At 67.5% G+C, this 24,264-nt stretch carries 20 protein-coding genes; 15 read left to right on the forward strand and 5 right to left on the reverse strand.

What is annotated here, in order from left to right:
• Positions 1-133: 133 nt before the first annotated feature.
• Complete coding sequence (locus tag PWS46_RS22255) at positions 134-1,021, reverse strand: NAD(P)-dependent oxidoreductase (RefSeq protein WP_434623034.1); 888 nt, start codon at positions 1,019-1,021, stop codon at positions 134-136.
• A 30-nt stretch (positions 1,022-1,051) separates the two neighbouring features.
• Positions 1,052-1,477, reverse strand: a complete 426-nt coding sequence (locus tag PWS46_RS22260; RefSeq protein WP_434623035.1) for a tellurite resistance TerB family protein — start codon at positions 1,475-1,477, stop codon at positions 1,052-1,054.
• A gap of 140 nt (positions 1,478-1,617) precedes the next feature.
• Between PWS46_RS22260 and PWS46_RS22265 the strand changes: the two genes are divergently transcribed.
• Positions 1,618-2,565 carry an AEC family transporter gene (locus tag PWS46_RS22265; RefSeq protein WP_434623036.1) on the forward strand — a complete coding sequence of 316 codons (948 nt, stop codon included), beginning with the start codon at positions 1,618-1,620 and terminating at the stop codon, positions 2,563-2,565.
• A gap of 9 nt (positions 2,566-2,574) precedes the next feature.
• Here the strand turns inward: PWS46_RS22265 and PWS46_RS22270 are convergent, their stop codons facing one another.
• Positions 2,575-5,340, reverse strand: a complete 2,766-nt coding sequence (locus tag PWS46_RS22270) for an ATP-dependent DNA helicase (protein ID WP_434623037.1) — start codon at positions 5,338-5,340, stop codon at positions 2,575-2,577.
• Positions 5,341-5,452: 112 nt separating this feature from the next.
• Between PWS46_RS22270 and mtgA the strand changes: the two genes are divergently transcribed.
• The 3 genes from mtgA to PWS46_RS22285 all read left to right on the forward strand — a co-directional run bounded on the left by mtgA (position 5,453) and on the right by PWS46_RS22285 (position 8,399).
• Positions 5,453-6,127: a monofunctional biosynthetic peptidoglycan transglycosylase gene (gene mtgA, locus PWS46_RS22275; protein WP_434623038.1), complete on the forward strand. Its 675-nt coding sequence runs from the start codon at positions 5,453-5,455 to the stop codon at positions 6,125-6,127.
• 88 nt (positions 6,128-6,215) lie between these two features.
• The gene (locus PWS46_RS22280; RefSeq protein ID WP_434623039.1) at positions 6,216-6,740 is read left to right on the forward strand and encodes a flagellar basal body-associated FliL family protein; all 525 of its coding nucleotides are present in this window, start codon (positions 6,216-6,218) and stop codon (positions 6,738-6,740) included.
• A 291-nt stretch (positions 6,741-7,031) separates the two neighbouring features.
• Positions 7,032-8,399 carry a DEAD/DEAH box helicase gene (locus tag PWS46_RS22285; protein WP_434623040.1) on the forward strand — a complete coding sequence of 456 codons (1,368 nt, stop codon included), beginning with the start codon at positions 7,032-7,034 and terminating at the stop codon, positions 8,397-8,399.
• A gap of 55 nt (positions 8,400-8,454) precedes the next feature.
• Here the strand turns inward: PWS46_RS22285 and PWS46_RS22290 are convergent, their stop codons facing one another.
• Together PWS46_RS22290 and PWS46_RS22295 are read right to left on the reverse strand one after the other, a co-directional pair.
• Positions 8,455-9,519 carry a hypothetical protein gene (locus PWS46_RS22290; protein WP_434623042.1) on the reverse strand — a complete coding sequence of 355 codons (1,065 nt, stop codon included), beginning with the start codon at positions 9,517-9,519 and terminating at the stop codon, positions 8,455-8,457.
• 55 nt (positions 9,520-9,574) lie between these two features.
• Complete coding sequence (locus PWS46_RS22295; protein ID WP_434623043.1) at positions 9,575-10,855, reverse strand: NAD(P)/FAD-dependent oxidoreductase; 1,281 nt, start codon at positions 10,853-10,855, stop codon at positions 9,575-9,577.
• A 168-nt stretch (positions 10,856-11,023) separates the two neighbouring features.
• Between PWS46_RS22295 and PWS46_RS22300 the strand changes: the two genes are divergently transcribed.
• The 11 genes from PWS46_RS22300 (at position 11,024) to PWS46_RS22350 (ending at position 23,863) form a co-directional block, all read left to right on the forward strand.
• A complete protein-coding gene (locus PWS46_RS22300; RefSeq protein WP_434623045.1) occupies positions 11,024-12,367 on the forward strand; it encodes a glutamine synthetase family protein in 1,344 nt (447 codons plus the stop codon).
• 638 nt (positions 12,368-13,005) lie between these two features.
• Positions 13,006-15,903, forward strand: a complete 2,898-nt coding sequence (locus PWS46_RS22305) for a UbiA family prenyltransferase (RefSeq protein ID WP_434623046.1) — start codon at positions 13,006-13,008, stop codon at positions 15,901-15,903.
• Between the two features lie 56 nt (positions 15,904-15,959).
• Positions 15,960-16,334, forward strand: a complete 375-nt coding sequence (locus PWS46_RS22310) for an EamA family transporter (protein ID WP_434623048.1) — start codon at positions 15,960-15,962, stop codon at positions 16,332-16,334.
• 895 nt (positions 16,335-17,229) lie between these two features.
• Positions 17,230-17,415 carry a DUF1843 domain-containing protein gene (locus PWS46_RS22315; RefSeq protein ID WP_434623049.1) on the forward strand — a complete coding sequence of 62 codons (186 nt, stop codon included), beginning with the start codon at positions 17,230-17,232 and terminating at the stop codon, positions 17,413-17,415.
• A 47-nt stretch (positions 17,416-17,462) separates the two neighbouring features.
• Entirely contained in the window at positions 17,463-17,654 is a 192-nt protein-coding gene (locus PWS46_RS22320) for a DUF1843 domain-containing protein (RefSeq protein WP_434623050.1), read from the forward strand.
• A gap of 82 nt (positions 17,655-17,736) precedes the next feature.
• Positions 17,737-17,931 carry a DUF1843 domain-containing protein gene (locus tag PWS46_RS22325; protein ID WP_434623051.1) on the forward strand — a complete coding sequence of 65 codons (195 nt, stop codon included), beginning with the start codon at positions 17,737-17,739 and terminating at the stop codon, positions 17,929-17,931.
• Between the two features lie 114 nt (positions 17,932-18,045).
• Entirely contained in the window at positions 18,046-19,569 is a 1,524-nt protein-coding gene (locus PWS46_RS22330) for a GDL motif peptide-associated radical SAM/SPASM maturase (RefSeq protein WP_434623052.1), read from the forward strand.
• Between the two features lie 174 nt (positions 19,570-19,743).
• Complete coding sequence (locus tag PWS46_RS22335; RefSeq protein ID WP_434623053.1) at positions 19,744-20,841, forward strand: extracellular solute-binding protein; 1,098 nt, start codon at positions 19,744-19,746, stop codon at positions 20,839-20,841.
• A 99-nt stretch (positions 20,842-20,940) separates the two neighbouring features.
• Positions 20,941-22,092: an ABC transporter ATP-binding protein gene (locus PWS46_RS22340; protein WP_434623054.1), complete on the forward strand. Its 1,152-nt coding sequence runs from the start codon at positions 20,941-20,943 to the stop codon at positions 22,090-22,092.
• Entirely contained in the window at positions 22,089-23,033 is a 945-nt protein-coding gene (locus PWS46_RS22345) for an ABC transporter permease subunit (protein WP_434623055.1), read from the forward strand. Before PWS46_RS22340 ends, PWS46_RS22345 begins: the two co-directional genes overlap by 4 nt.
• Positions 23,030-23,863 carry an ABC transporter permease subunit gene (locus PWS46_RS22350; protein ID WP_434623056.1) on the forward strand — a complete coding sequence of 278 codons (834 nt, stop codon included), beginning with the start codon at positions 23,030-23,032 and terminating at the stop codon, positions 23,861-23,863. Before PWS46_RS22345 ends, PWS46_RS22350 begins: the two co-directional genes overlap by 4 nt.
• Positions 23,864-24,264 lie beyond the last annotated feature (401 nt).

The following is a 24,264-nucleotide window of genomic DNA, read 5'->3' on the forward strand; positions in this document are numbered from 1 at the left end:
GCCGCCCTGTGGAAAGCCGGGAGAATGGACGATGCGGCGCGTATCCTCAACCGTTTTGACAAGAAACTTACGCAAAGCGGCTCTCCGCCGCAATGGACGGGAATGGCGGAGCGTTATGCTCCGCCTTCCGGGATCAGCGCGCGAACAGGCGGTAGAGGGCGGAATGGTCCAGCCCGCCGTCGCCCTGGTCGACAAGCATCTCGAACAGTTCAAGCGACAGGCCGAGAGTCGGCAGGTCGATGCCGGACTGCTGGGCCAGTTCCTCCGCCTGCCGCAGATCCTTGACCTGGGTGGTGACGCGGCCGCCCGGGGTGAAGTCGCCGCTGACCATGCGGCCGCCATGCAGGTCGAGGATGCGGGATTCCGCGAAGCCGCCGCGGATGGCGTCGCGCACCTTGGCCGGATCGGCGCCGGCCGCTTTTGCAAGCGCCAGGGCTTCGGCCACAGCGCCGATGGTCAGGGCGACGATGACCTGATTGGCGGATTTGGCGATCTGGCCGGCGCCGCTGGCCCCGACATGGGTGATGCGGCGGCCCATCGCCTGCAGCACCGGCAGGGCGCGGGCGAAGGCGGTCTCGGTCCCGCCGGCCATGATGGTCAGGATCGCCCCCTCGGCCGCCACCGTCCCGCCGGAGACGGGAGCGTCGAGCCACTCCGCACCGGTGGCGGCGACCCGCTCCGCCAGCGCGCGGGTAGCGGCGACGGCGGTGGTGCCCATGTCGATCACCAGATGGCCGGGGCGCAGGACCGGCAGCAGAGCCGCCGCCACCGCTTCCACCGCCGCGGTGTCGGTCAGCATCAGGACGATGGTTCCGGCCTGCCCGGCGACGGCGGCGGGGCCGGTGGCGGCGATCATGCCTTCCGCCGCCATCTCGGCGACCGGGCCGGGGCTGCGGCTGGTCACCACCAGCTCCGCGCCGGCACGGGCGAGCGCGCGGGCCATCGGCTTGCCCATCAGGCCGAGCCCGATGAAGCCGATGCGCTGGCCGGCGAGGTCGGGGCGGAGGGTCTCTTCGGTCATGTCGGTGCTTTCAGAAAAAAAGGAAGACGGTCACAGGCGCATGTGGCGGGCGCGGGCGCCGCGTTCGATGGCGGCTGCGCACAGCCGGTCGACTCCCAGCCGGTGACGGATCAGCTCCAGCATCCGCAACTCCTCCTGCGAGGCCTTGGGATCGGCGGCGGCGATGTCGCAGGCCACAGCATAGGCGGTCTCGCGCAGCTTCGGCGGAAGCGCCTGCTCGACGATGGTCAGCACCGTGTCCAGCCCGTCGTTGTCCGACAGCATGGCGGTGCATTCGCGCGTCGCGGCCATCACCTGATCGCCGCTGTAGTCCTTGAAGATCGGGAGGTAGCGCACATTCTCGCCGATGGCTTCCAGTTCAGGGTCGGTCATGTCGCCGTCGCAGGCGGACACCAGGACCATGATGTAGATGAGCGCGCTGTGGTGGTCGATCATGGCGTCGGTCGGCTTTCTCATGAAGCGGTCTCCCCTGGGGAGTGGTCGCAAGTCGGGTTGGCAATCTCGAACGCCGCCTGCGCGGCGTCAAGGGTGCCATGCTCGGCGCGGAGAGGTCGGCCGCTCGACGCGACGGTTGGGTCTGCCTATTGTCGCGCACCATGAACGTCGTCCTCAATGTCGCATTTCCCGTATTCGCCATCATTCTGGCCGGATTCCTGTCCGGGAAGTCGAAGCTGCTCGGCGCCGCCTCGTCGGAGGCGCTGAACAAGTTCGTCTATTGGATGGCGCTGCCGCCGGTGCTGTTCCTGGGCACGGCGCGGCGGTCGATCCCCGAGATCTTCAACGGCCCCTTCATCGGCGCCTTCCTGGGGTCGATGCTGCTGGTCTACGCGCTGGGCGCGATCATCGGCCGCCTGCTGTACCGGGAACGCACGCAGATCCAGTGCATGCAGGGGCTGAACTCGGCCTTTTCCAACACCGGCTACATGGGAATCCCGCTGTTCCTGGCCGCCTTCGGCCCGGACCATCTCGCCCCCACCATCCTGGCGACCGTCATCATGAGCGCCATCATGGTCGGCATCGCCGTGATCTGGATGGAGTTCGCCAACAGCCACGGCGGCGGGCTGGGCAAGGCGCTGCGCGACGTCGGCCGGGCGCTGGCGAAGAACCCGCTGATCCTGTCCACCGCCGCCGGCCTCGCCTGGTCGGCGCTGCTGCCCGGCGTGGCGGTGCCGAAGCCGATCGCCACCTTCTGCGAACTGATGGGCTCCCCCGCCGGTCCCTGCGCGCTGTTCGCCATCGGCTTGTTCCTGGCCTCGCAACGCCTGACCGCCGGACTGGCCGAGGCGGGATGGATCAGCGCGCTGAAGTTGCTGGTCCACCCGGCGCTGGCCTGGGTGCTGACGCAGACCCTGTTCCCGATGGACCCCTTCTGGACCGGCAGCGCGGTGATCCTGGCAGCCTTGCCGACCGGCGCGCTCACCTTCGTGGTGGCGAGCCAGTACCAGACCTACGTCGAGCGCACCTCCTCGGCGATCCTGGTCTCGACGGTGCTGAGCGTGGTGACGCTGTCGGCGCTGCTGGCGGTGTATGCGCCCGGGGGGTGAGCTTACGCCTCACCACCCCCGCAGGAACTCCGCCGTCTCCTCCACCGCCTGCTTCAACCCGACGCGCCGCATCTCCACCCCCTCGGGGAAGGCGCCGGCCAGCCGGCTCGGCATCATCGGGTCGAGCAGGACGAAAACGCCGGTGTCGTCGGCGCGGCGGACCAGGCGGCCGAAGGCCTGCTTCAGGCGCAGGCGGGTGATCATGTCCTCGTAGCGGCGGCGGCCGAAGGCGTCGCGGCGGGCGCGGTGCAGGATGTCGGGGCGCGGCCAGGGCACGCGGTCGAAGACGATCAGGCGAAGCGAGCGGCCCGGAACGTCCACCCCGTCGCGCACCGCATCGGTGCCGAGCAGGCAGGCGTGCTCCTCGTTGCGGAAGATGTCGATCAGGGTGGACACGTCGAGCGGATCGACATGCTGGGCGTAGAGCGGGATGCCGACCTGATCCAGCGGCTCGGCGATGCGGTCGCGCACCGCGCGCAGGCGGCTGATCGCGGTGAACAGGCCGAGCCCGCCGCCGCCCGCCGCCAGGAACAGCGACTTGTAGGCCGCCGATACCTGCCCCAGATCGTCCTTGCGCACGTCGTTGACCACGAAGACGCGGGTGCGGTTCGGGTAGTCGAAGGGGGAGGGGACCTGCGCCCGGATCGCCGGGGCCGGCAGGTGGGTGGCGCCGCAGCGGTCCTCCGCAGCGCGCCAGTCCTGGCCGATGTCGCCGGTGCCGTCGGTCAGCGTGGCGGAAGTCACCACCAGCCCATGGGCGGGACCGGCCAGCGCCTCGGCGAAGGGAACCGTCGGGTCGACCCAGTGGCGGTACAGCCCGACATCGACGTCGCGGCCGTCGATCCGCTCCACCGCGAACCAGTCGACGAAATGCGACGGTGTCTCGGTCGGCAGGGTGCGCAGCATGGCGCGCCACGCCTCCACCGTCAGGGTGCCGCGGCGGTGCAGGCTGCGCGACAGCGCGTCGATGCGGCGGCGCTGGTCGGAATCGAGTTCGGCGCTCTCGTCCTCCAGACGCTGGGCCAGCCGACGGGCCAGCGCCTCCACCGGTTCCGACAGGCGGACCAGCGCCTGTTCCAGCTCCGCCGCGGCATCCAGCAGCCCGTCCACCGGATAGGCCTTGTCTGCCTCCAGGCTGTAGGGGCCGCCCTGGCCGGCGGTGCGGGCATAGACCTGCTGGCGGGCCAGCAGCAGGAAGCGCTCGGTCGGCCCCTGCGGGTTGTCGGCGGCCAGACGCGCTGACCAGCCGTCGCCGGGCAGGACGCGGGCTCCCATCAGGATGTCGTCGAGATGGCGCAGGGCCTCCTCGTCGCCGGCGACGATGTCCTCCAACCGGCGCTTCAGGCCGCGGGCGCGGCTGCGGCCGGTCTCCTCGGCGCCCAGCAGCCAGCGCCGCAGTTCCTGCGTCTCGCGGCAGGTCAAGTGGCCGGCGAAGGCGCTGTCGGCGGCGTCGAAGACATGGTGCCCCTCGTCGAAGACATAGCGGCTGGGCAGAGTCGGCTCCTCGCCGCCGCCGAGAGCCGCCTGCACCATCACCAGCGCGTGGTTGGCGATGACGATGTCGGCCCGGCGGGCGCGGCGTATGCTCTTCTCGACATAGCAGCGGGCGTAATGGTCGCAGGCGGAATAGATGCATTCGCCGCGGCGGTCGGCCAGCCCCATGGTCGGGCCGCGTCCGGCGATGTCGACCAGCCAGCCGGGAAAGTCGCCGCCGGTCATGTCGCCGTCGCGCGTCGCCGCCGCCCAGCGCGCCATCAGCCCGACGCCGATGGCGTTGTGCGGCTGGAAGGGCATGGCGCGCACCGCCTCTTCCAGGTTCAGCAGGCACAGGTAGTTCTCGCGCCCCTTGCGCAGAACCACCTTGCGCGCCTTGGTCGCCGGGTCGGCATAGAGCCGGTCCAGTTCCGCGTCGATCTGGTGCTGGAGGTTGCGGGTGTAGGTGGAAATCCACACCGTCCCGCCATTCTTCTCCGCCCACACGGTTGCGGGCGCCAGATAGCCCAGCGTCTTGCCGACGCCGGTCCCGGCCTCCGCCAGCACGACATTCGGGGTGTCGGGAAGCTGGCGCGGGGCGAAGGCGGCCGACACCGCGCTGGAGTAATCGGCCTGCTGCGGCCGCGGCTCCGCCACCTTGCCCGGCACATTGGCGGACAGCATGGCGGCGAGGCGGCGGCGCGCCTCGTCCGGATCGACAGGATTCTGCGCGGGCGGCGGCGGGGGCGCGCCCTCCTCCCACTCCTTGATGCGGGTCCAGACGCGCAGGCCGGAGCGCGCGGCACCCTTCTCCGGTCCGTCGGGCTTCCCGAGCGCGGCCAGCACGGCCGACGCCCAAGGCCAGCCGGCGCGCCCCATCTCCCAGGCGAAGGCGACGGGGTCGGAGGACTCCTCGCGTCCGGCGGCGCCGAGATCGCCCAGCAGGCGGCGCACGGCGCGCTGCAGGGCCAGCGCCTCCGCCTCGTGGCCGTCGGGGGTGGGCAGGTCCAGCGCCTCGGCGATGCCGCGCGGGGTGGGGACGCAAAAGCGGGCGGGGTGGACGAAGGCGAACAGTTCCAGCACGTCGAAGGCCGGGAAGCCGTCGATCCCCAGCCGGCGGGCGAAGGCGCGGGCATGGCAGACCAGCGGCGGCTGGTGGCGTACCTTCGACGCGGCGGCGGCCAGCGACAGCTCCTCCACCTCGCCGTCGAGGGTCAGCGACACGACGCGGCGCGCGCCGGCCACCATGGCGGGCGCATCGTCAAGGCTGTGGAGCGGGGTGGGGTCGGCGGTCAGGTCCATCGGCGGCACTATATGGCGGCGGCAGGCCGCAAAGCGAGTGCCGGATGTTGACGGCCCGCCGCTTCACCCCCATTGAGGGAAGTCCTGCGGAGCCGAGCGGAGACGGGACCTTATGCGGAAACTGCTGCGCTGGGCGCTGATCGGGGCGGCGGGGCTGATGGCCTTCACCATTCTGTGGGCGGCGGTCTACCGCTTCGTGCCGCCGCCGGCCACGCCGCTGATGCTGATCCGGGCGCTGGGCGGCTCCGGCCTGTCGCGCGACTGGGAACCGCTGGAGCGCATCTCGCCGGCCCTGGCAGAGGCGGTGATCGCGTCGGAGGACACCGGCTTCTGCGGCCATGGCGGCTTCGACTGGGCGGCCATCGAGGATGCCTTCGAGGACAATGAGGAGGGCAAGCGCCTGCGCGGCGGCAGCACGATCAGCCAGCAGACCGCCAAGAACGCCTTCCTCTGGCCCGACCGCAGCTGGACCCGCAAAGGGGCGGAGGCTTGGTTCACCCTGCTGATCGAAAGCCTGTGGAGCAAGCGCCGCATTCTGGAGGTCTATCTGAACATCGTGGAGTGGGACGACGGCGTCTATGGCGCCGAAGCCGCGGCGCGGCATCATTTCCACAAATCCGCGGCGGCCCTGACCCGGCGCGAAGCGGCGCTGCTGGCGGTGGTGCTGCCCAACCCGCGCAACTGGTCGCCGTCCCGCCCCGGCCCTTATGTCGCCCGCCGGGCGGGGGTGATCGAGCGGCGGATGGCGGTGGTGCGGCGGGACGGGCTGGCGGACTGCGTGCGGTGAGGGGCGTCGGGCAGCCGCCCTCCACCGAATCTTAACCCCCGCCGCACTACGCTCACTGATGCCCCCGCCGCTCCGGATGAGGCCGACCATGGCCACGCATCGCACGCTGCACGGAACGCCGTACCCGACCCCGCCGCCCGACCGGGTGCGCGACGAACTGTCGGTGCGCCACGAACCCCACCCGGAGGCGGCGCATCCCACCCGCCTGCTGATCGTCGTCCTGATCTCGCTGCTGACACTGGCCGGGCTGGCCTATGGCGGCGGCATCGCGGTGGACCGCATCCTTGAACAGCGGCGGATCGAGGCGCGGATGGGGCCGAAACCGCGGCTGGCGCAGTTGCCGGCCATGGAGGTGCCCCTCGGCGCGTCGCGGGCGGTGGAGATGCAGGTCTCGCTGGTGCTGGCGCCGAAAATCGAGCCCGACCGCGTCCTGCGCTACCAGGACCGCATCGCCGACCGCCTGTTCCAGACCGTCGGCCAAACCGACAGCGAAATCCTGACCGGCCCCGGCTCGGCCGCCTTCCTGAAGGGGCGCATCAGGGACGCCGTCAACCGCGAGGCGGGGACCGGCCTGATCCGCGACATCTACATCGAACGCATGGTCGTCAAGTGACGCACGCGGGGCTCGTTCTGCGATGGGACTTGTCTTGTGCAGCGCAATAGCCTATGTAGGGCGTCTTGATCGCTGGAGGCTCGCGCGTCTCTTGAGCGAGACGCGCTGATTGCGCAACGGCAGCCCCCTTGGGGGCAAACGTCCCAGGGTTCTAGGGACGCTCTGGCCGCTGCATCGGATAGACGCCTCTCCCTCTATCGACCTCCTCCCGGCGAGTCCGCCGGTATGTCCCACGCCCGCCATCGGGGCGCGCGGGGCCGTGCCGTGTTGCTTTGAGAAGGTTGTTACGACTTGACGTTTTCCGAACTCGGCCTGCACCCGCTCGTCCTGAAGGCCCTCGAGGCGTTCGAATACACCACCCCGACCCCGGTCCAGCTTGCCGCCATTCCGCCGGCGCTGCAGGGCCGCGACATCCTCGCCACCGCCGAAACCGGCACCGGCAAGACCGCCGCCTTCATGCTGCCGGCGCTGACCCGCACCGCCGAGCTGCCGCTGAACGGCGCCGCCACCCCGCGCGTGCTGGTTCTGGCCCCGACCCGCGAGCTGGCCAAGCAGGTCACCGACGCCGCCCGCAAGTACGCGAAGTTCATGAAGCTGAACATCGTGGACGTGGTCGGCGGCATGCCCTACCGCGAGCAGCTGCGCCTGCTGTCGCGCCCGGTCGACGTTCTGGTCTGCACCCCGGGCCGCCTGCTGGACCACGTTGCCCGCCGCCGCATCGCGCTGGACGAGGTCGAGGTGCTGATCCTCGACGAGGCCGACCGCATGCTGGACATGGGCTTCCTCGACGATGTCGAGACCATCGCCAAGTGCTGCCCGCCGACGCGCCAGACCCTGCTGTTCACCGCCACGCTGGACCGCCGCATGGCGCATCTGGCCGGCAACCTGCTGCGCAATCCGGAGCGCGTGGCCGTCGAGAGCCAGGCGACCGCGATCAACGTGGAACAGCGTCTGCACCATGCCGACGACCTCGACCACAAGCGCCGCCTGCTGCAGCATTTCGCCGCCCAGGAAGAGGTCGGCAAGGCGATCATCTTCGCCGCCACCAAGCGTGATGCGGACACGCTGGCCGAGGAGCTGAGCGCCGCCGGCCATGCCGCCGCCGCCCTGCACGGCGACATGGACCAGACCAAGCGCAACCGCACGCTCCAGCGTCTGCGCACCGGTCAGGTCCGCCTGCTGGTCGCCACCGACGTCGCCGCCCGCGGCATCGACGTGCGCGACATCACCCACGTCATCAACTTCGACCTGCCGCGCTCGGCGGAGGACTATGTCCACCGCATCGGCCGCACCGGCCGCGCCGGCGCCTCGGGCGTTGCGATCTCCTTCGCCGCCCGCGCCGACCGCGAGACCCTGGTCCGTATCGAGCGCTACACGAAGGCGACGCTTGAGGTGCATGTGGTGCCCGGCCTGGAGCCGACGCGTCCCTTCACCACCGGTGGCGCCGGCCGTCCGGCCGGCCGCAACGGCCGTCCGGGTGGCGGCGGCAAGCCGTGGCACCGCAACGGCGAGTCCAAGGGTCCGCACGCCCCGCGCGGCCCGCGTCCGGACTATGCCCGCAACGACAACCACCGCGGCGACTCGCGCCCGGACCATGCTCATGCCCGCCGTGAAGCCCACGGCAACGGCAAGCCGGCGGCCCGCGCGAAGAGCTGGTAAGTCTTGCGTTTGAAGTGATGGAGGGGGCGTCGCCGGCTGGCGGCGCCCCTTTCGTTTATCCGCCCCGCTTCCACACCGTCGTTTCGATGTAGCGGCTTGCCAGGAACCGGTAGGTCTGCTTCTGCAACGCCTCCACCTTGGGCGAGCGTTCCATCGTGATTTCGTCCCAGCCCTGCAGCAGTTCCTCCCATTCCAGCAACTTGGCGCGCAGATCGTCGCGGATCTTGCGGATGAACTGGACGGTGGGGTGGAAGTTGCGCAGCGCGCCGACGATGTCGCCGGTCTGGGCGTCGGCCTGATCGAAGATCATGTCGTATTCGCGCAGCGGCTTGCGGATCAGCCCCTGCATGCGGTTCAGCTCGCTGCAGAAGGTCCGGTCGGTGCGATAGATGGTGGCCAGCTTCGCCATCGCCTGATCGATGCGCCGGATGTGCCTGAAGCGGTCGCGCAGCGCCTCGATGTAGGACAGCTCCTGCGCCAGATCGTCGATGCGGTCGGTCAGATACTGTTCGGCGTTGGTGGTCAGCTTCAGCCGCTCGGCGATCTTGGCGAAGGCCGCCTTCATCTTCTCGTGTGTCTGCGGATCATCCAACAGCTGTTCCAGTTGCGACTGGTCGGAAACGATGATCTCGTTGCCGGTGAAGGAGGAGACGATCTGCATGGTCAGCCGCCCTTTGGCGGTGATGCGGTGCCTGTCCTCCACCGACCAGGAGGCGCGGCCGTCCAGCAATTCGCCCGGAATTTCCTCGCCCGGCCGGATCTGCTTCACGAAGGCCAGCCCCTGTTCGATGATCTCCAGCAGGCGGGCGTCGTGGGTGCCGTCCTCGATCTGGAAGGACTCCATCAGGGTGGGAAAGGCCAGCGCCGCCTTCAGGTCGCCCAGCAGGATGTTCAGCACCGGTTCCTTGCTGTTCGGCTCCTGGCAGAAGAAGGCGCCGGGCAGGCTGAAGACCTTGTGCTGGAAATCGAAATGCGTGTCCCGCATCGGCTGGACCAGAACATTCTCCTGCGCGGCCTTTTCGGCGATGCCGGAGTCGGGGGCAGCGTCCGGATTGGTGTCCGTCTCCGGGACGGCTTCCGAGGAGGGGGTGGTCTCGTCGCTGCTGGAGGTGTCGGTCATGGGCGGGGAGGGGACTCAAAGGCCGGAGGAGGGGGCTGTCGATTGCTTGCGCAGCCTACAGCAGATCGCGCAGACGGAACCACATCATTGCGAGCACCAGCGCCGGCGTGCGGAATCGCCGCCCGCCGGGGAACGGCATATGGGGGATGCGGGCGAACACGTCGAAGCGTTCGGCGGTGCCGCTCACCGTCTCCGCCATCAGCCGCCCGGCCATGCCGGCCAGCGCCACGCCATGGCCGGAATAGCCGTGGGCGTACAGCGTCGTCGGCGACAGCCGGCCCAGATGCGGCATGCGGTTCATGGTGATGGCGACCCGCCCGCCCCAGAAATACTCGACGCGGGCGTCCTTCAGCTCCGGATAGATCGCCAGCATCTTCAGCCGCATCGCCTGCTTCAGCCCCGGCGCGTCCACGCCCGAATAGCTGACGCCGCCGCCGAACAGCAGCCGGTGGTCGGCGGAGCGGCGGAAGTAATTCAGCGAGAACTTCATGTCCGACACCGCGATGTTGGTCGGCAGCAGGGCGCGCGCCCGCTCCTCGCCCAGCGGTTCGGTGGCGATCATGTAGGTGGCGACCGGCATGATCTTGCGGTCCAGCGCCGGCGCAAGGCGGCCGAGATAGGCGTTGCCGGCCAGGATCAGGTGCTTCGCCGTCACCCTGCCGCGTTCGGTGCGGACCCAGGGCGCGGCGCCGCTGTCCATGGCGAGGACGCGGCTGTTCTCGAAGATGCGCACCCCGGCGGCATCGGCGGCGCGGGCGAGGCCGAGAGCGTAGTTCAGCGGGTGCAAATGACCGCTGCCCTCGTCCAGCAGGCCGCCGATATAGGCGTCGCTGCCGACATGGGCACGGATGCCGGCGCGGTCGAGCCGCTGCACCCGGTCATAGCCGTAGTCGTCGCGCATCTCGCGTTCCAGGGCGGCGACATCCTGCATGTGGCGCGGCTTCAGCGCGGCATAGGCGAAGCCCCAGGTCAGGTCGCAGGCGATGGCGTGGCGCTCCACCCGTTCGGCCAGCTGGGCCTTGGCCTCCTCGCCGAATTCCCACAGGCGGCGGGCGTCCTCCTTGCCGATCCAGCTCTCGATGGCCGCCATCGGCTTGTTGTAGCCGGTGATGATCTGTCCGCCGTTGCGGCCCGACGCCCCCCAGCCGCAGCGCTCCGCCTCCAGCAGGACGACGTCGAATCCGCGTTCCGCCAGTTCCAACGCCGCGGTCAGGCCGGTGTAGCCGCCGCCGACGATGCAGACGTCGCAGGCGGCTTCCCCCTCCAGGGTCGGGCGGTCGGCACGGGGCGCGGCGGAGGCCGCGTACCAGCTGTTCAGGTATGTGGCTTTCGGCATGGCGGCAGTTAAGGCCCAGCCGATGGGGGAGGTCAACGGAAAGGCAGATGTTTCACCAAAGCATCATGCGGAAGCCTCTGGCGCGTCCCGCCGGAACGGCGTCATAGTGTCGCTGTCGTTCACAGCACGGAGGGGGCTGCCCATCGCCCGGAGCGGTCCGCCATACCCATGGGTTTTATGGAAGACTTCATCAAGAAGAACCGCATTACCGAAGTCGAATGCCTTGTGCCCGACATGTCGGGCATCGCGCGGGGAAAGATCGTCCCCGCCGAGAAGTTCCTCCGCATCCTGCGCGACCGCGGCCTGCGCCTGCCCGAGGCGATCTTCGTCCAGACCGTGACCGGTGAGTTCCCCGACGACGAGGACATCACCTCGGACGAGAATTCCGACATCTATATGATCCCGGACGAACGCACGATCCGCTTCGTCCCCTGGTACAACGAGCCGACGGCCCAGGTCATCACCGACTGCGTCTATGCCGACGGCAAGCCGGTCGACGTCTCTCCCCGCCATGTGCTGAAGCGCGTGCTGTCGCTCTACGAGGAGCGTGGCTGGAAACCGCTGGTGGCGCCGGAGCTGGAATTTTTCCTGGTCCAGGTCAACAAGGACCCCGATTACCCGCTGGTTCCGCCGGTCGGGCGCAACGGCCGGATGGAAAGCGGGCGGCAGGCCTTCGGCATCGACGCCGTCAACGAATTCGACCCGATCTTCGAGGCGGTCTATGATTTCTGCGAGAAGCAGGACATCGACATCGACACCCTGACCCACGAGGCCGGCGCCGCCCAGATCGAGATCAACTTCAACCACGGCGACGCGCTGGAGCTGGCCGACCAGGCCTTCCTGTTCAAGCGCACGGCGCGCGAGGCGGCGATACGCCACAACATCTACGCCACCTTCATGGCGAAGCCGATGCAGGGCGAACCGGGCAGCGCCATGCACATCCACCAGTCCGTGGTCGACACCGACAGCGGCCGCAACCTGTTCGCCAACCCCGACGGCACCGACAGCGCCCTGTTCATGTCGCACATCGCCGGGCTGCAGAAATACCTGCCCTATGCGATGCCGCTGCTGGCGCCCAACGTCAACAGCTACCGCCGGCTGGTCCCCAACTCCGACGCGCCGATCAACGTGCATTGGGGCCGCGACAACCGCACCACCGGCCTGCGCGTTCCCGTCTCCCAGCCCGACGCCCGCCGGGTGGAGAACCGGGTGGCCGGCGCCGACGCCAACCCCTATCTCGCCATCGCCGCGTCGCTGGCCTGCGGCTATATCGGCATGATCCAGGGGCTGGAGCCGAACGACCCGATCAAGGGCTCCGCCTACCGGCTCGCCTTCACCCTGCCGCGCCACCAGTCGGAGGCGCTGACCAAGTTCAACGCCTGCAAACCGCTGAAGGAAATCCTCGGCGAACGCTTCATCGAGGCCGTCGCCTGCGTGAAGGAGGCGGAGTATGAGGCCTACAACCGCGTCATCAGCTCCTGGGAACGGGAAAACCTGCTGTTGAACGTCTGACATCGTAGGTTGACGAACAAAGGGGCGGCCAGCGGAGACATCCGTCGGCCGCCCTTTTACGCATTTGGTTCCCTATTCCTGCGCGGGGTCCGTCAGTCCGGCCCCCGCCCGGCGCTCAGCGGATCGCGCCGGACGGCACCCCGTTCGTGCGCCGGTCAGTCACGGAATTCCGCAAGTTCGGCCGGGAAGACCGGCCAACTGGCGTCGACCGCCGCCTGTCCTACTCCGACACGTCAACGGTCCCACCCCGATCGATCGCCGGCCGTCGTCTTCTGCCACGACCGCGCCGACCGGCCGTGTCGACACAGCCGGAAATTTCAAAGCCGGCGTTAATCCGCTTATGGCCGCCGGAACACGAAATCGAAGACTTTCGCAGCAAAGTCGCAGTGTATTTTCGATCCAGTCAGAGGAGGCGGAAGGAGATGCGGGCGCCGCATGGTGTTTCGACCCATGACGTTTAAGCGTCACTGCACTTTGTTATCTCCTTTGAAAATAGTCGACACACCTGACCGTTTTTCGCGGAGACGGCGACCCCCGCCGGCGCCCTGCGCCTTTGATTGCCCCAATGGATAATCCAGGCGGGCGTCACAGGGGCACCGTCTCGACGCAATCGATGGGCAACCGATGGATGGCCAAGCATGAGCATGCAACCAGCGATCCCGTCCCTTCGGACCGGCCTCCACAGCGTTGGCTGGGTCCAACGCAGCATCATCCTGGCGTCGCTGTTCATCGTGCTGACGACGGGGCTGCTCGGGCTGGCGCTGCACCGTGGCGGCCATGCCAGCAACCTGACCGATATCCAGAACCTGTTCGTGCTGGAAAACCAGGACCTGATCCCGGTCGACAGCTGGGATCCGATGATCGCGGCGCTCAGCTGGCTGCACGAGCGGCCCGGCGAGAATGTCTATGAGGGGGTATTCTTCCAGCAGCACATCAAGTTCCAGTATCCGGTGACCTCGCTGCTGCCGCTGGAGGCGATGAAGGCGCTGGGGGTGCTGAACCTCGTGGCCTTCGAGCGGGTCAATCTGCTGTTCGTGCTGGCGACCGCGGCCGGCATGGCGATCCTGGTGCTGGAGATGGCCGCCCGATTGCGCGTTCCGGGTGCCCGCGACGACCGCATGACCCAGCTGCTGCTCGGCGGCTTCGGCTTCGTCGCCACCCTGTGCTTCTACCCGGTTCTGAAGGCCTTCTCGCTGGGGCAGGTGCAGGTCTGGCTGAACGCCGCCTTCGTCTTCGCCTGCATCGCCCTGTTGCGTGACCGGCGCGCGTTGTGCGGCGCCCTGCTCGGCGCTTCGACGCTGATGAAGCCGCAGATGTCGCTGTTCCTCGCCTGGGCGGCCCTGCGCGGCGACTGGCGGATGGCGGCGGGCTGGGCGGCCGTGGTGGTGCCGGGCGTGGTGCTGGCGACCCTGTTCTACGGCTTTGCCCCGATGGTCGATTACCTCGACGTGCTGCTGTTCATCGGCCGCCATGGCGAGAGCTATCACGTCAACCAGACCGTCAACGGGCTGGTCAACCGCCTGCTGCACAACGGCAACAACCTCGACTGGTCGGCGGAGGCCTTCGCCCCCTACCATCCGGCGGTCCACATCGCCACGCAGATTTCCGGCCTCGTCTTCGTCGCCCTCGGACTGCTGTGGCGCCGGCGCGACCGGGGCGCCGAGCGGATCCTGCCCTTCGTCGTCGCCGGCATCTGCTTCACCGTCGGCTCGCCGGTCGCCTGGGTGCATCATTACGGCATCCTGCTGCCGGCCTTTGCGCTGGCCTTCCTGATCCTGCTGGAGCCCGGCCTGCGGCGTCCGGCCGGGGCGGCGGCGCTGCTGGCCGTAGCCTATTTCCTGGCCGGCAACCTGCTGTTCTGGCCGGTCAACGCACTGGCCGACACGCCGCTGAACGTCCTGCAATCCTACCTGTTCTTCGCCACCCTGATGCTGCTGGGGCTGACCATCGTGCTGGCCGGCCGGCATGACCGCGCCACCCTGGTTTGGGGCGGGGCGGAGGCCGGCGACCGCAGGGACCACGTACCGCATGCGGGCGCTCCCGGCCTGACCGCGACCAGCGTCGCGCTTCCCCGCGCCGCCGCGGCCGAAACGCCGGTCCCGCCGCCCGCAGCGGAGGAGCCGCCGCTGTTCGTCGATCTCGACGGCACGCTGCTGAAGACCGACCTTCTCTATGAATCGCTGTTCGGCCTGATCAAGGCCCGGCCCTGGGCGGCGCTGCTCGTGCCGGTCTGGCTGGCCGGCGGCAAGGCGCGGCTGAAGGCGGAACTGGCCCGCCGCGTCGACATCGACCCGACCGGCCTCGTCTACAACCCCGCCGTCCTGGAACGGCTGGAGGCCGAGCGCAAGCGCGGGCGCCGGCTGGTGCTGGCCACCGCCGCCCACCACCGCTATGCCGACGCCATCGCCCGCCATCTCGGCCTGTTCGATCAGGTGCTGGCCAGCAACGACGGCGTCAACCTGAAGAGCGAGCGCAAATACGAGGCGATCCGCGCGCAGGTGCCGTCCGGCGTCTTCGATTACATGGGCAACGACGAGGCCGACTATGCGATCTGGCGCGGCGCCCGCCGCGGCATCGCGGTGAATGCGCCGGCCGCCGTGCTGCGCCATGCCGCCACCCTCTGCCCGCTGGAGACCATAACGACGCCGCGCCGGCCGCGCCTGCTGCTGATCCTCAAGGCGCTGCGCCTGCATCAGTGGCTGAAGAACCTGCTGGTCTTCGTGCCGCTTCTGGCCGGCCAGAAGCTGGGCGAGGTCGGGCCAACCCTGCAGGCGGCGGGCGCCTTCCTCGCCTTCGGGCTGTGCGCGTCGAGCATCTATGTGCTGAACGACCTGCTGGACCTGCCGGCCGACCGGCGGCACCCGCGCAAGCGCCGCCGCCCCTTCGCCGCCGGCGACCTGCCGCTCGACCTCGGCCTGACGCTGATCCCCGGCCTGCTGCTGGCCAGCCTCGTCCTGTCGCTGGTGGCCCTGCCGCCGCTGTTCCTGGCGGCGCTGGCGACCTACGCCGCGTCGTCGCTGTTCTACAATCTGTTCGCCAAGAACCGGGTGATCTGGGACGTGATGCTGCTGGCCGGGCTGTATTCGCTGCGGGTGCTGGGCGGCGCCACGGCGACCGCCATCGTCCCGTCCTTCTGGCTGCTGGCCTTCTCGATGTTCCTGTTCCTCAGCCTCGCCATGGTGAAGCGCTATTCCGAGATGGACAGCATGGTGAAGCTCGGGCTGGAGCAGGCGGAGGGGCGCGGCTATGTGACCGCCGACATGCCGGTCCTGCAATCCATCGGCGTGTCGGCCGGCTTCCTCTCGGTGCTGGTGATGGCGCTCTACATCAACAGCCCGGAGGTCGGACGCGTCTATGACCAGCCGCAGGCGCTGTGGATCATCTGCCCGCTTCTGCTCTTCTGGATCGGGCGGGTGTGGCTGCAGACCCACCGCGGGCTGATGCATGACGATCCGGTGGTGTTCGCCGCCCGCGACAAGTGGAGCCTCGCCATCGGCGCGGTCTGCGGCGCCGCCCTCCTCTTCGGCCGGACCTGAGCCGCCGGCCCCATCCCATGGCCCCCTTCTCCGTCCGCCTTTATCCGGGAGTCCCCATGCCCATCGCCGTCGTCGGATTGATCCTGCTGAGCGTCACCCTGTCCGCCATCGCGCAGATCTCGCTGAAGATCGGCATGTCCAGTCCGGCGGTGTCGACTGCGCTGGCGCGGGGGGAGGCCGGGCAGATCGCCCTGTCCGTCGTCGCCACGCCCCATATCCTGACCGGGCTCGCCTGCTATGGGCTGGGCATGGTGGTGTGGCTGGCGGTGCTGGCGAAGGTCGAGGTCACCATGGCCTATCCCTTCGTCGGGTTGGGCTTCCTGGTCACGCTGGCGCTCGGCGTCCTGCTGCTGGGCGAGTCCATGAGCCTGACCCGCGTCATCGGCACCCTGCTGGTGGTGCTGGGCGTTGTGCTGACCGCGCAGAGCTGAAGTTCCCAGGGAAACCCCGCACCCAAGGTCCCGGCCACAGCCGGTTGGAGATGATGAAGGCGCCGCGGCAGAAGTCGCGGCGCCTTCTTTGTGCGCTGCACAAATGCTGCTGCTCTGAGACTGCCGGCGTCTTGGTGAATACCCCTATATGGAAACAAAATTCGACACGGACTCTTTCAATCTTAAAACCAAATGTCACGATTCCTGCATTGACCGGATTAAGTGAGTGGATATAACTGACGGCATATTCGCGAGTGAAAATACAAGCGCATGCAATTTCAACGACAGGGAGTCCGGGCGCCGGCCAGTTGGCCGTCGCCTGGGAAGGGGACTCTCTTCGCCGGTCGCGACACTCAACGCATGGGATTTTCGCCCCATGCGGTCGCGACCGGCCTCCCTCCTGCCGCCTAAATCTTGAAGATCGAAATCGCCAAGGCCGAAGCCAGTCCTCTGGCACCGTCTTGCGCTGAAGCAGGGACGCCGTACCGATGGTGCGGCGTCCCTTTTCTTTTGCGCTAAGTATTGATGACGTCCCATGGCCCGGCACCGGACGGAGCGTGAGTCGCATACTCGCCGATGCAAAATAATCAGTTACAAAAGCATTCTTTCAAAAACAAAATTAAAAATAACAAATTAACAATTGACCTCTGCCGGAGCGTGGATATAGCTTTCTGGAAATGAAGTTCAGTATTCACACGATAGCATGAAAACTGACAACCGATAGCTTTTAGATTTGTAAATCCCGTTTCATGGCGTTTCATATATTTGCCGATTTTCAGCTGCCGTTCGTTCATTCGGGAATTTCGTCAGTTTTAAACATCGGCATCAGGCTGCGCATGCAAAGCGCATTTCTCCAATCATGTCTTGCCAATCATCTCTTGAAGGAGACCACCGGATGTCCACCGCTCCCATTCGCATGCTCTACGGCGGCGCCATGACCGAGGCGATCGCCAGCGGCGACCTGTCCAAGATGAAGGAGGCCGCGGCGGCGGCCGAGACGCACCTCGCCCAGCATGGCGACGTCGCCTCGATGCTCCAGATGCTGAAGGTCGAGATCGCGAAGGCCGAGGCGAACGGCTGATCCGGCGCGCAGTCGCCTTTCCATTTTTCCTGCGGAGCAGTCTCCCCATGTCCGAAGCACCCATGCGCTCCATCAAGCCTTATGGCGTGGCGATTTCCGACGCCATCGTCAGCGGCGATCTGGCGAAGATGAAGGAGGTGGCTGCGGCCGCCGAACAGCATCTCGCCGAACACGGTGACGTCGCCGGCGTCCTCAACCTGCTGAAGGTCGAGATCGCCAAGGCCGAAGCCGGTTCCTGATCCGGCCGGGCTTGCCCCGCCTCGTGATTTCCGATCGACCGATTTCCAACAATCCCGCCATTCCAAGCTGAGGAACCGACAGATGACCGATTCGACCCTTGCCCCCTTCCGTCCGATGTACATGGCCACCATGACCGAAGCCATCGCCGGCGGCGATCTGGCGACGATGAAGCAGGTCGCGGCCGAGGCCGAGCAGCATCTCGCCACCTACGGCGACGTTCCGGCGCTGCTGCAGCTCCTGAAGGTCGAGATCGCCAAGGCCGAGGCGAACGGCTGATCGGCTTCGGCCGGGTGCGGCGGCCGGGGTGCGGCGTCCATGCCGCCCGCACCCCGGCGGCACCGCGCCGCCGATATTCAGAGCCAATGCCATTGCGAGGAAGATTCCGGAACCATGGACCAGCCGCTTCCCAGTCCCGACCTTTCGGCCCGCTCCCCGGATCAGCAGGCATCCGTACCGGCCCGCTATTGCGACGAAGACGATTTCCGCAAACTGGTCCCGGTCCTGGTGGTCTGGGAAACCACGCTCGCCTGCAACCTGAAATGCCAGCATTGCGGATCGCGCGCCGGCCGGCCGCGCCCGGATGAGCTGAGCACCGAGGAGGCTCTGGACCTCGTCGACCGTCTGGCCGCACTCGGCACCCGCGAGATTTCGCTGATCGGCGGCGAGGCCTATCTGCGCAAGGACTGGGTGGAGATCATCCGGCGCTGCCGCAGCCACGGCATCAGGACCGCCGTGCAGACCGGTGGCCGCAACCTGACCGACCGCCGGCTGGACGAGGCGGTGGAGGCCGGGCTCCAGGCCATCGGCGTCTCGATCGACGGTCTGCCCGACCTGCACGACCGGGTGCGCGGCGTTCCCGGCTCCTACGATCAGGCGATGAGCGCCCTCCGCCGCGCCAAGGAGCGCGGGCTGGCGGTGTCCGTCAACACCCAGATCGGCCCCGAAACCCCCGACCATCTGCCGGAGCTGATGAACCGGATCATCGAGGCCGGGGCCACCCACTGGCAGATTCAGTTCACCGTCGCCATGGGCAACGCCGTCGACAACCCCGACCTGCTGCTGCAGCCCCACCGCCTTCTCGATGTCATGCCGCTGCTGGCCCGCCTCTACCGCGAGGGGCTGGACCGCGGGCTGCTGATGGTGGTCGGCAACAATGTCGGCTATTACGGTCCCTACGAGCATATCTGGCGCGGCCTGGGCGACGACCGGATGCACTGGTCCGGTTGTGCCGCCGGGCAGATCGGCATCGGCATCGAGGCGGACGGCACCCTGAAGGGCTGTCCGTCGCTGGCGACCTCCCTCTATGCCGCCGGCAATATCCGCGAGATGAGCGTGGAGGATATCTGGCGTCATGCCGACCGGATGCAGTTCGGCCGCCTGCGCTCGGTGGACGAGCTGTGGGGCTATTGCCGCACCTGCTATTACGCCGACATCTGCCGCGCCGGCTGCACCTGGACTTCCGAATCGCTGCTGGGCAAGCGGGGCAACAACCCCTACTGCCATTACCGCGTGCTCGACCTCGCCAGGCATGGTCTGCGCGAGCGGGTGGTGAAGATCAAGGACGCCCCGCAGGAGGCCTTCGCCATCGGCGAGTTCGCGCTCATCACCGAGCCGATCCCCGGCGCCGAATCCCCCGGCCTGCCGGAGCGCGACCCGGCAAAGGTGCATCGCCACACCTATGAACGCTCCCCCGAAGGCGGCGTTGTGCCGCCCAGCCTGACGCTCTGCCGCGGCTGCAACCAGTATATCTGGCCGCACGAGACCGACTGCCCCCATTGCGGTGCCGACGTCGCGGCGGCGGCGGCGCAGCACGAGATCGACAGCGCGCGTCGCCGCGCCCTGATCCGCGAGACCCAGCGCCTGCTGGACGAAGCCCGGGCGCGGAAAGAAACCGCGGCGACCCTCCCCGGATAGCCGGTTGATCGGGCAAGGCTTCGGACAGATGGCCGCCGCCCGGAAACCGGCTTCCGACCTCGACCCAAACCGTTGACAACATGCCCGGCCGTGGGTGCAATAGCGCCCGCGAGCTGGGTATGCCGTTGGGATGTGGCGGCGCCCGCAACACTCACGAACAGGTCGGGGCAAATCATGAAAAAACTCGCTCTCAGCCTCATCGGCGCGGTCGCGGCGATTGCCATCGCCGGCCCGGCGATGGCCCAGGCCAAGAAGCCGGTCAACATCTACATCTGGAACGACTATCTGGGTGAGACGACCCTCGACGACTTCACCAAGGCCACGGGCGCTGAGACGAAGGTCGACCTGTACGACAGCCTGGAGCTGCTGGAGCAGAAGGTGCTCGTCGGCAAGTCCGGCTATGACGTGATCGTGCCGACCGCCGAGCCGACGCTCTCCCGCCTGATCCAGGCCAAGGTTGTGGGTCCGCTCGACAAGTCGAAGATCCCCAACTACAAGAACGTCGACCCGAAGGTCCTGAAGCTGCTGGAGAACTCGGACCCCGGCAACAAGTACGCCGTGCCCTATCTCGGCGGCACCGTCGGCATCGCCATCATCCCGGAAAAGATCAAGGCCGTCGCCCCCGACGTCCCGCTCGACAGCTGGGACCTGATCTTCAAGCCGGAAGTGGCGAAGAAGGTCTCGGCCTGCGGCATCACCGTCATGGATTCAGCCATCGACGTCATCCCGTCGGTGCTGAATTACCTCGGCCTCGATCCGAACTCCGAGAAGAAGGAGGATCTGGAGAAGGTCGAAAAGACGTTGATGGCGGTCCGCCCCTACATCAAGCGGTTCGTCACGGGTGAGAACATCAACATCCTGGCCGGCGGCGACGCCTGCGTCGTGATGGCCTACAACGGCGACGCCATCCAGGGCGCCGCCCGCGCCGAGGAGGCCAAGAGCGCCAAGGTCGAATACATCACGCCGAAGGAAGGCGTGCAGGTCTGGTGGGACACGCTGGCGGTCCCGGCCGATGCGCCGAACAAGCAGGGTGCGTACGACTTCATCAACTTCGTGCTCGACCCGGCCAACATGGCGAAAATCTCCAACAAGGTCAGCTACGCCAACGCCGTGCCGGCCTCTCTGCCGATGGTGTCGGACGACATCAAGTCCAACCCGGGCATCTTCCTGCCGGCCGATAGCAAGCTGAAGCTGTTCTCGCTGAAGCAGATCAAGCAGACCACCGACCGCGCCCGCACCCGCGTGTGGACCAAGGTCAAGACCGGCAAGTAAGCCGTCCCCCGCGAGGCGCCGATTTGTGGCGCTGGCCCGCCCCGGCCGGTCCCCAGCGATGGGGAGCGGCCGGGGCGTCGTCATGAAAGAGGAACCCGGATGGCCGGTCAGCCGATTCGCAAACCCACCCGTCTGGAACCGTGGCAGGACGCGGGCCAGACGCCGTATGTCCGAATCGAAAAGGTGACGAAGACCTTCGGCGACTTCGTCGCGGTGGACGAGGTCAGCCTGTCGATCTACCGCAACGAGTTCTTCGCCCTGCTCGGCGGGTCGGGCTCCGGCAAGACCACGCTGCTGCGCATGCTGGCGGGGTTCGAGCAGCCGACCGAAGGCAAGATCTTCATCGACGGCGTCGATATGGCCGGCATCCCGCCCTATGAGCGGCCGGTCAACATGATGTTCCAGTCATACGCCCTGTTCCCGCACATGACGGTGGAGCAGAACGTCGCCTTCGGCCTGAAACAGGACGGGGTGGCAAAGGCGGAAATCCGCGACCGCGTGGCGGAGATGCTGGGGATGGTCCAGCTGTCGGCCTTCGGCAAGCGCCGTCCGCACCAGCTGTCGGGCGGCCAGCGTCAGCGCGTGGCGCTCGCCCGTTCGCTGGTCAAGCGGCCGAAGCTGCTGCTGCTGGACGAGCCGCTGGGCGCGCTCGACAAGAAGCTGCGCGAACGCACGCAGTTCGAACTGGTCAACATCCAGGAAAAGCTGGGCGTCACCTTCATCGTCGTCACCCACGACCAGGAAGAGGCGATGACCATGTCCTCGCGCATCGCCGTGATGAATCACGGCGTCATCGCGCAGGTGGGCACGCCGACCGAGATCTACGAATATCCCCACACCCGCTTCGTGGCGGAGTTCATCGGCTCCATCAACATGTTCGACGGCCGCGTGGTGTCGACCGACGGCGATCAGGTCATCGTCTCGTCGGAGGAGGCGGGCTGCGACCTGCTGATCGCCCACGCCACCCCGGCGCCGGCCGGCTCCCCCGTCTCGGTCGCCATCCGGCCGGAGAAGATCGCCCTGTCCAAGGATCCGGTCGCGGATGGTGATGGCCGTAACCGGACCACCGGTATCGTGCGCGAGATCGCCTATCTCGGCGACGTGTCGATCTATCTGGTGCAGTTGCCGACCGGCAAGACGGTGCGCGTCACCGCCCCCAATGTCACGCGCCGCACCGAAATGCCGATCACGTGGGAGGACGAGGTGACCCTGACCTGGCGCCCCTTCGCCGGCGTGGTGCTGACCCAATGAGGGCGGTCGTCTCCGCCCTCGTTTCCGGCCTCAGCCGGATCGGTCTGTGGGGCCGCGGCGTGGTCGTCGCCGTCCCCTATCTTTGGCTGATGCTGTTCTTCCTGGTGCCCTTCCTGATCGTCTTCGGCATCAGCTTCTCCGAATCGATCATCGCCCAGCCGCCCTATTCCTCGCTGGTGGAGTGGCTGACCGACGAGGATGCCGGCACCTCCAAGCTGCAGATCCTGCTGAACATCAGCAACTATTTCCGGCTGGGCGGAGACGATCTCTACATCCTGGCCTATCTGAACTCGCTGAAGATCGCGGCGGTCACCACGCTGTTCTGCCTGCTGATCGGCTATCCCATGGCCTACGCCATCGCGAAGGCCGATCCGGCGCGGCGCGGACCGCTGATGATGCTGGTGATCCTGCCTTTCTGGACCAGCTTCCTGATCCGCATCTATGCCTGGATCGGCATCCTCAAGGGCAACGGCGTCATCAGCAATCTGTTGGAATGGGCGGGCATCACCAGCGGCCCGGTGGAGATCCTCTATTCCGACTGGGCGGTCTATATCGGCATGACCTACTGCTATCTGCCCTTCATGGTGCTGCCGCTCTATTCGACCCTGGAGAAGATGGACCCCAGCCTGCTGGAGGCGGCGGCCGATCTCGGCTCCCGTCCCTTCAAGTCCTTCCTGCAGATCACGCTGCCGCTGTCGCTGCCGGGCATCGTCGCCGGCTCGCTGCTGGTCTTCATTCCGGCGGTGGGCGAGTTCGTGACGCCGGAGCTGCTGGGCGGCCCCGACACGCTGATGATCGGCCGCGTGCTGTGGAACGAGTTCTTCGCCAACCGCGACTGGCCGGTGGCGTCGGCCGTCGCCATTGCCCTGCTTCTGGTCCTGGTGGTGCCGATCATGATCTTCCAGCATGTGCAGGGCAAACAGGCGGAGGCCGGGCGATGAAACGGTTCGGATTCCTGTCCTGGGCGCTGTTGTTCGGCTACGCCTTCCTCTATGTCCCCATCGCGCTGCTGATCGTCTACAGCTTCAACGAGTCGCGGCTGGTGACGGTGTGGGCCGGCTTCTCGACCAAATGGTATGCGGAGCTGATCCACAACGACACGTTGCTCGACGCCGCCCTGCTGTCCTTCCAGGTGGCGGCGGTGTCGGCGACGCTGGCGGTGCTGCTGGGCACCTGCGCCGGGCTCGCGCTGACCCGCTTCGGGCGGTTCCGTGGCCGGACGCTGTTCGGCGGCATGATCACCGCGCCGCTGGTCATGCCGGAGGTCATCACCGGCCTGTCGCTGCTGCTGCTGTTTGTGGCGATGGAGCAGTGGGTGGGTTGGCCCGACGGGCGCGGCGTCACCACCATCACCATCGCCCACACCACCTTCACCATGTCGTATGTCGCGGTGGTCATCCAGTCGCGTCTGGCCGGCATGGACGGCAGCCTGGAGGAGGCGGCGATGGATCTGGGCGCCCGCCCGGCCAAGGTGTTCTTCGTCATCACCCTGCCGTTGATCGCCCCGGCGCTGGTCGCCGGCTGGCTGCTGGCCTTCACCCTGTCGCTGGACGACGTGGTGGTGGCGAGCTTCGTTTCCGGTCCCGGATCGACGACGCTGCCGATGGTGATCTTCTCCAGCGTGAAGTTCGGCATCAGCCCGCAGATCAACGCGCTGGCGACCCTGATGGTGCTGGTGGTGGCGACCGGCATCTTCGTCGCCAGCATCGTCATGGCCCGCCAGGAACGCCAGCGCAAACGCGACGAGCAGATGGCGATCCAGAACGGCTGATGGAGGTTCATGGACCGGCCGGACGCCATAGCCCGGCCGGTCCACAGATCTTAACCAGTATACCCTCCATCCGCGCAGGGGAGAATTCTGCCGCCGTGGATGGCAATTGCCTGCTTCTTTTGCTATGTTGAAGCTATCTGCAACAGCGAAAGAGGCCGTGCCATGCGCGCGCTCCTGTGGTTCCCCTTGTTGAGACTCGGATTCTTCAGTCCCGTTTCCAGTGCTTATTCGACCACCCGTACGGTCACCGCCCGTCGCGCCCTGCGCCCGCCGTCCCGCGCCTGATCGGCCGCCGACGGCCTACATGCCGGCCCCCCTCCCGGCATGCCGACGCGACACGATGTCGCGTCCGTTCAAAAGTTCCTCTGCCATAAGGCCAAGTGCCCGCTGCCGTGGACGCG

Source organism: Azospirillum sp. B2RO_4 (genome assembly GCF_051124815.1).
Classification (GTDB): domain Bacteria; phylum Pseudomonadota; class Alphaproteobacteria; order Azospirillales; family Azospirillaceae; genus Azospirillum.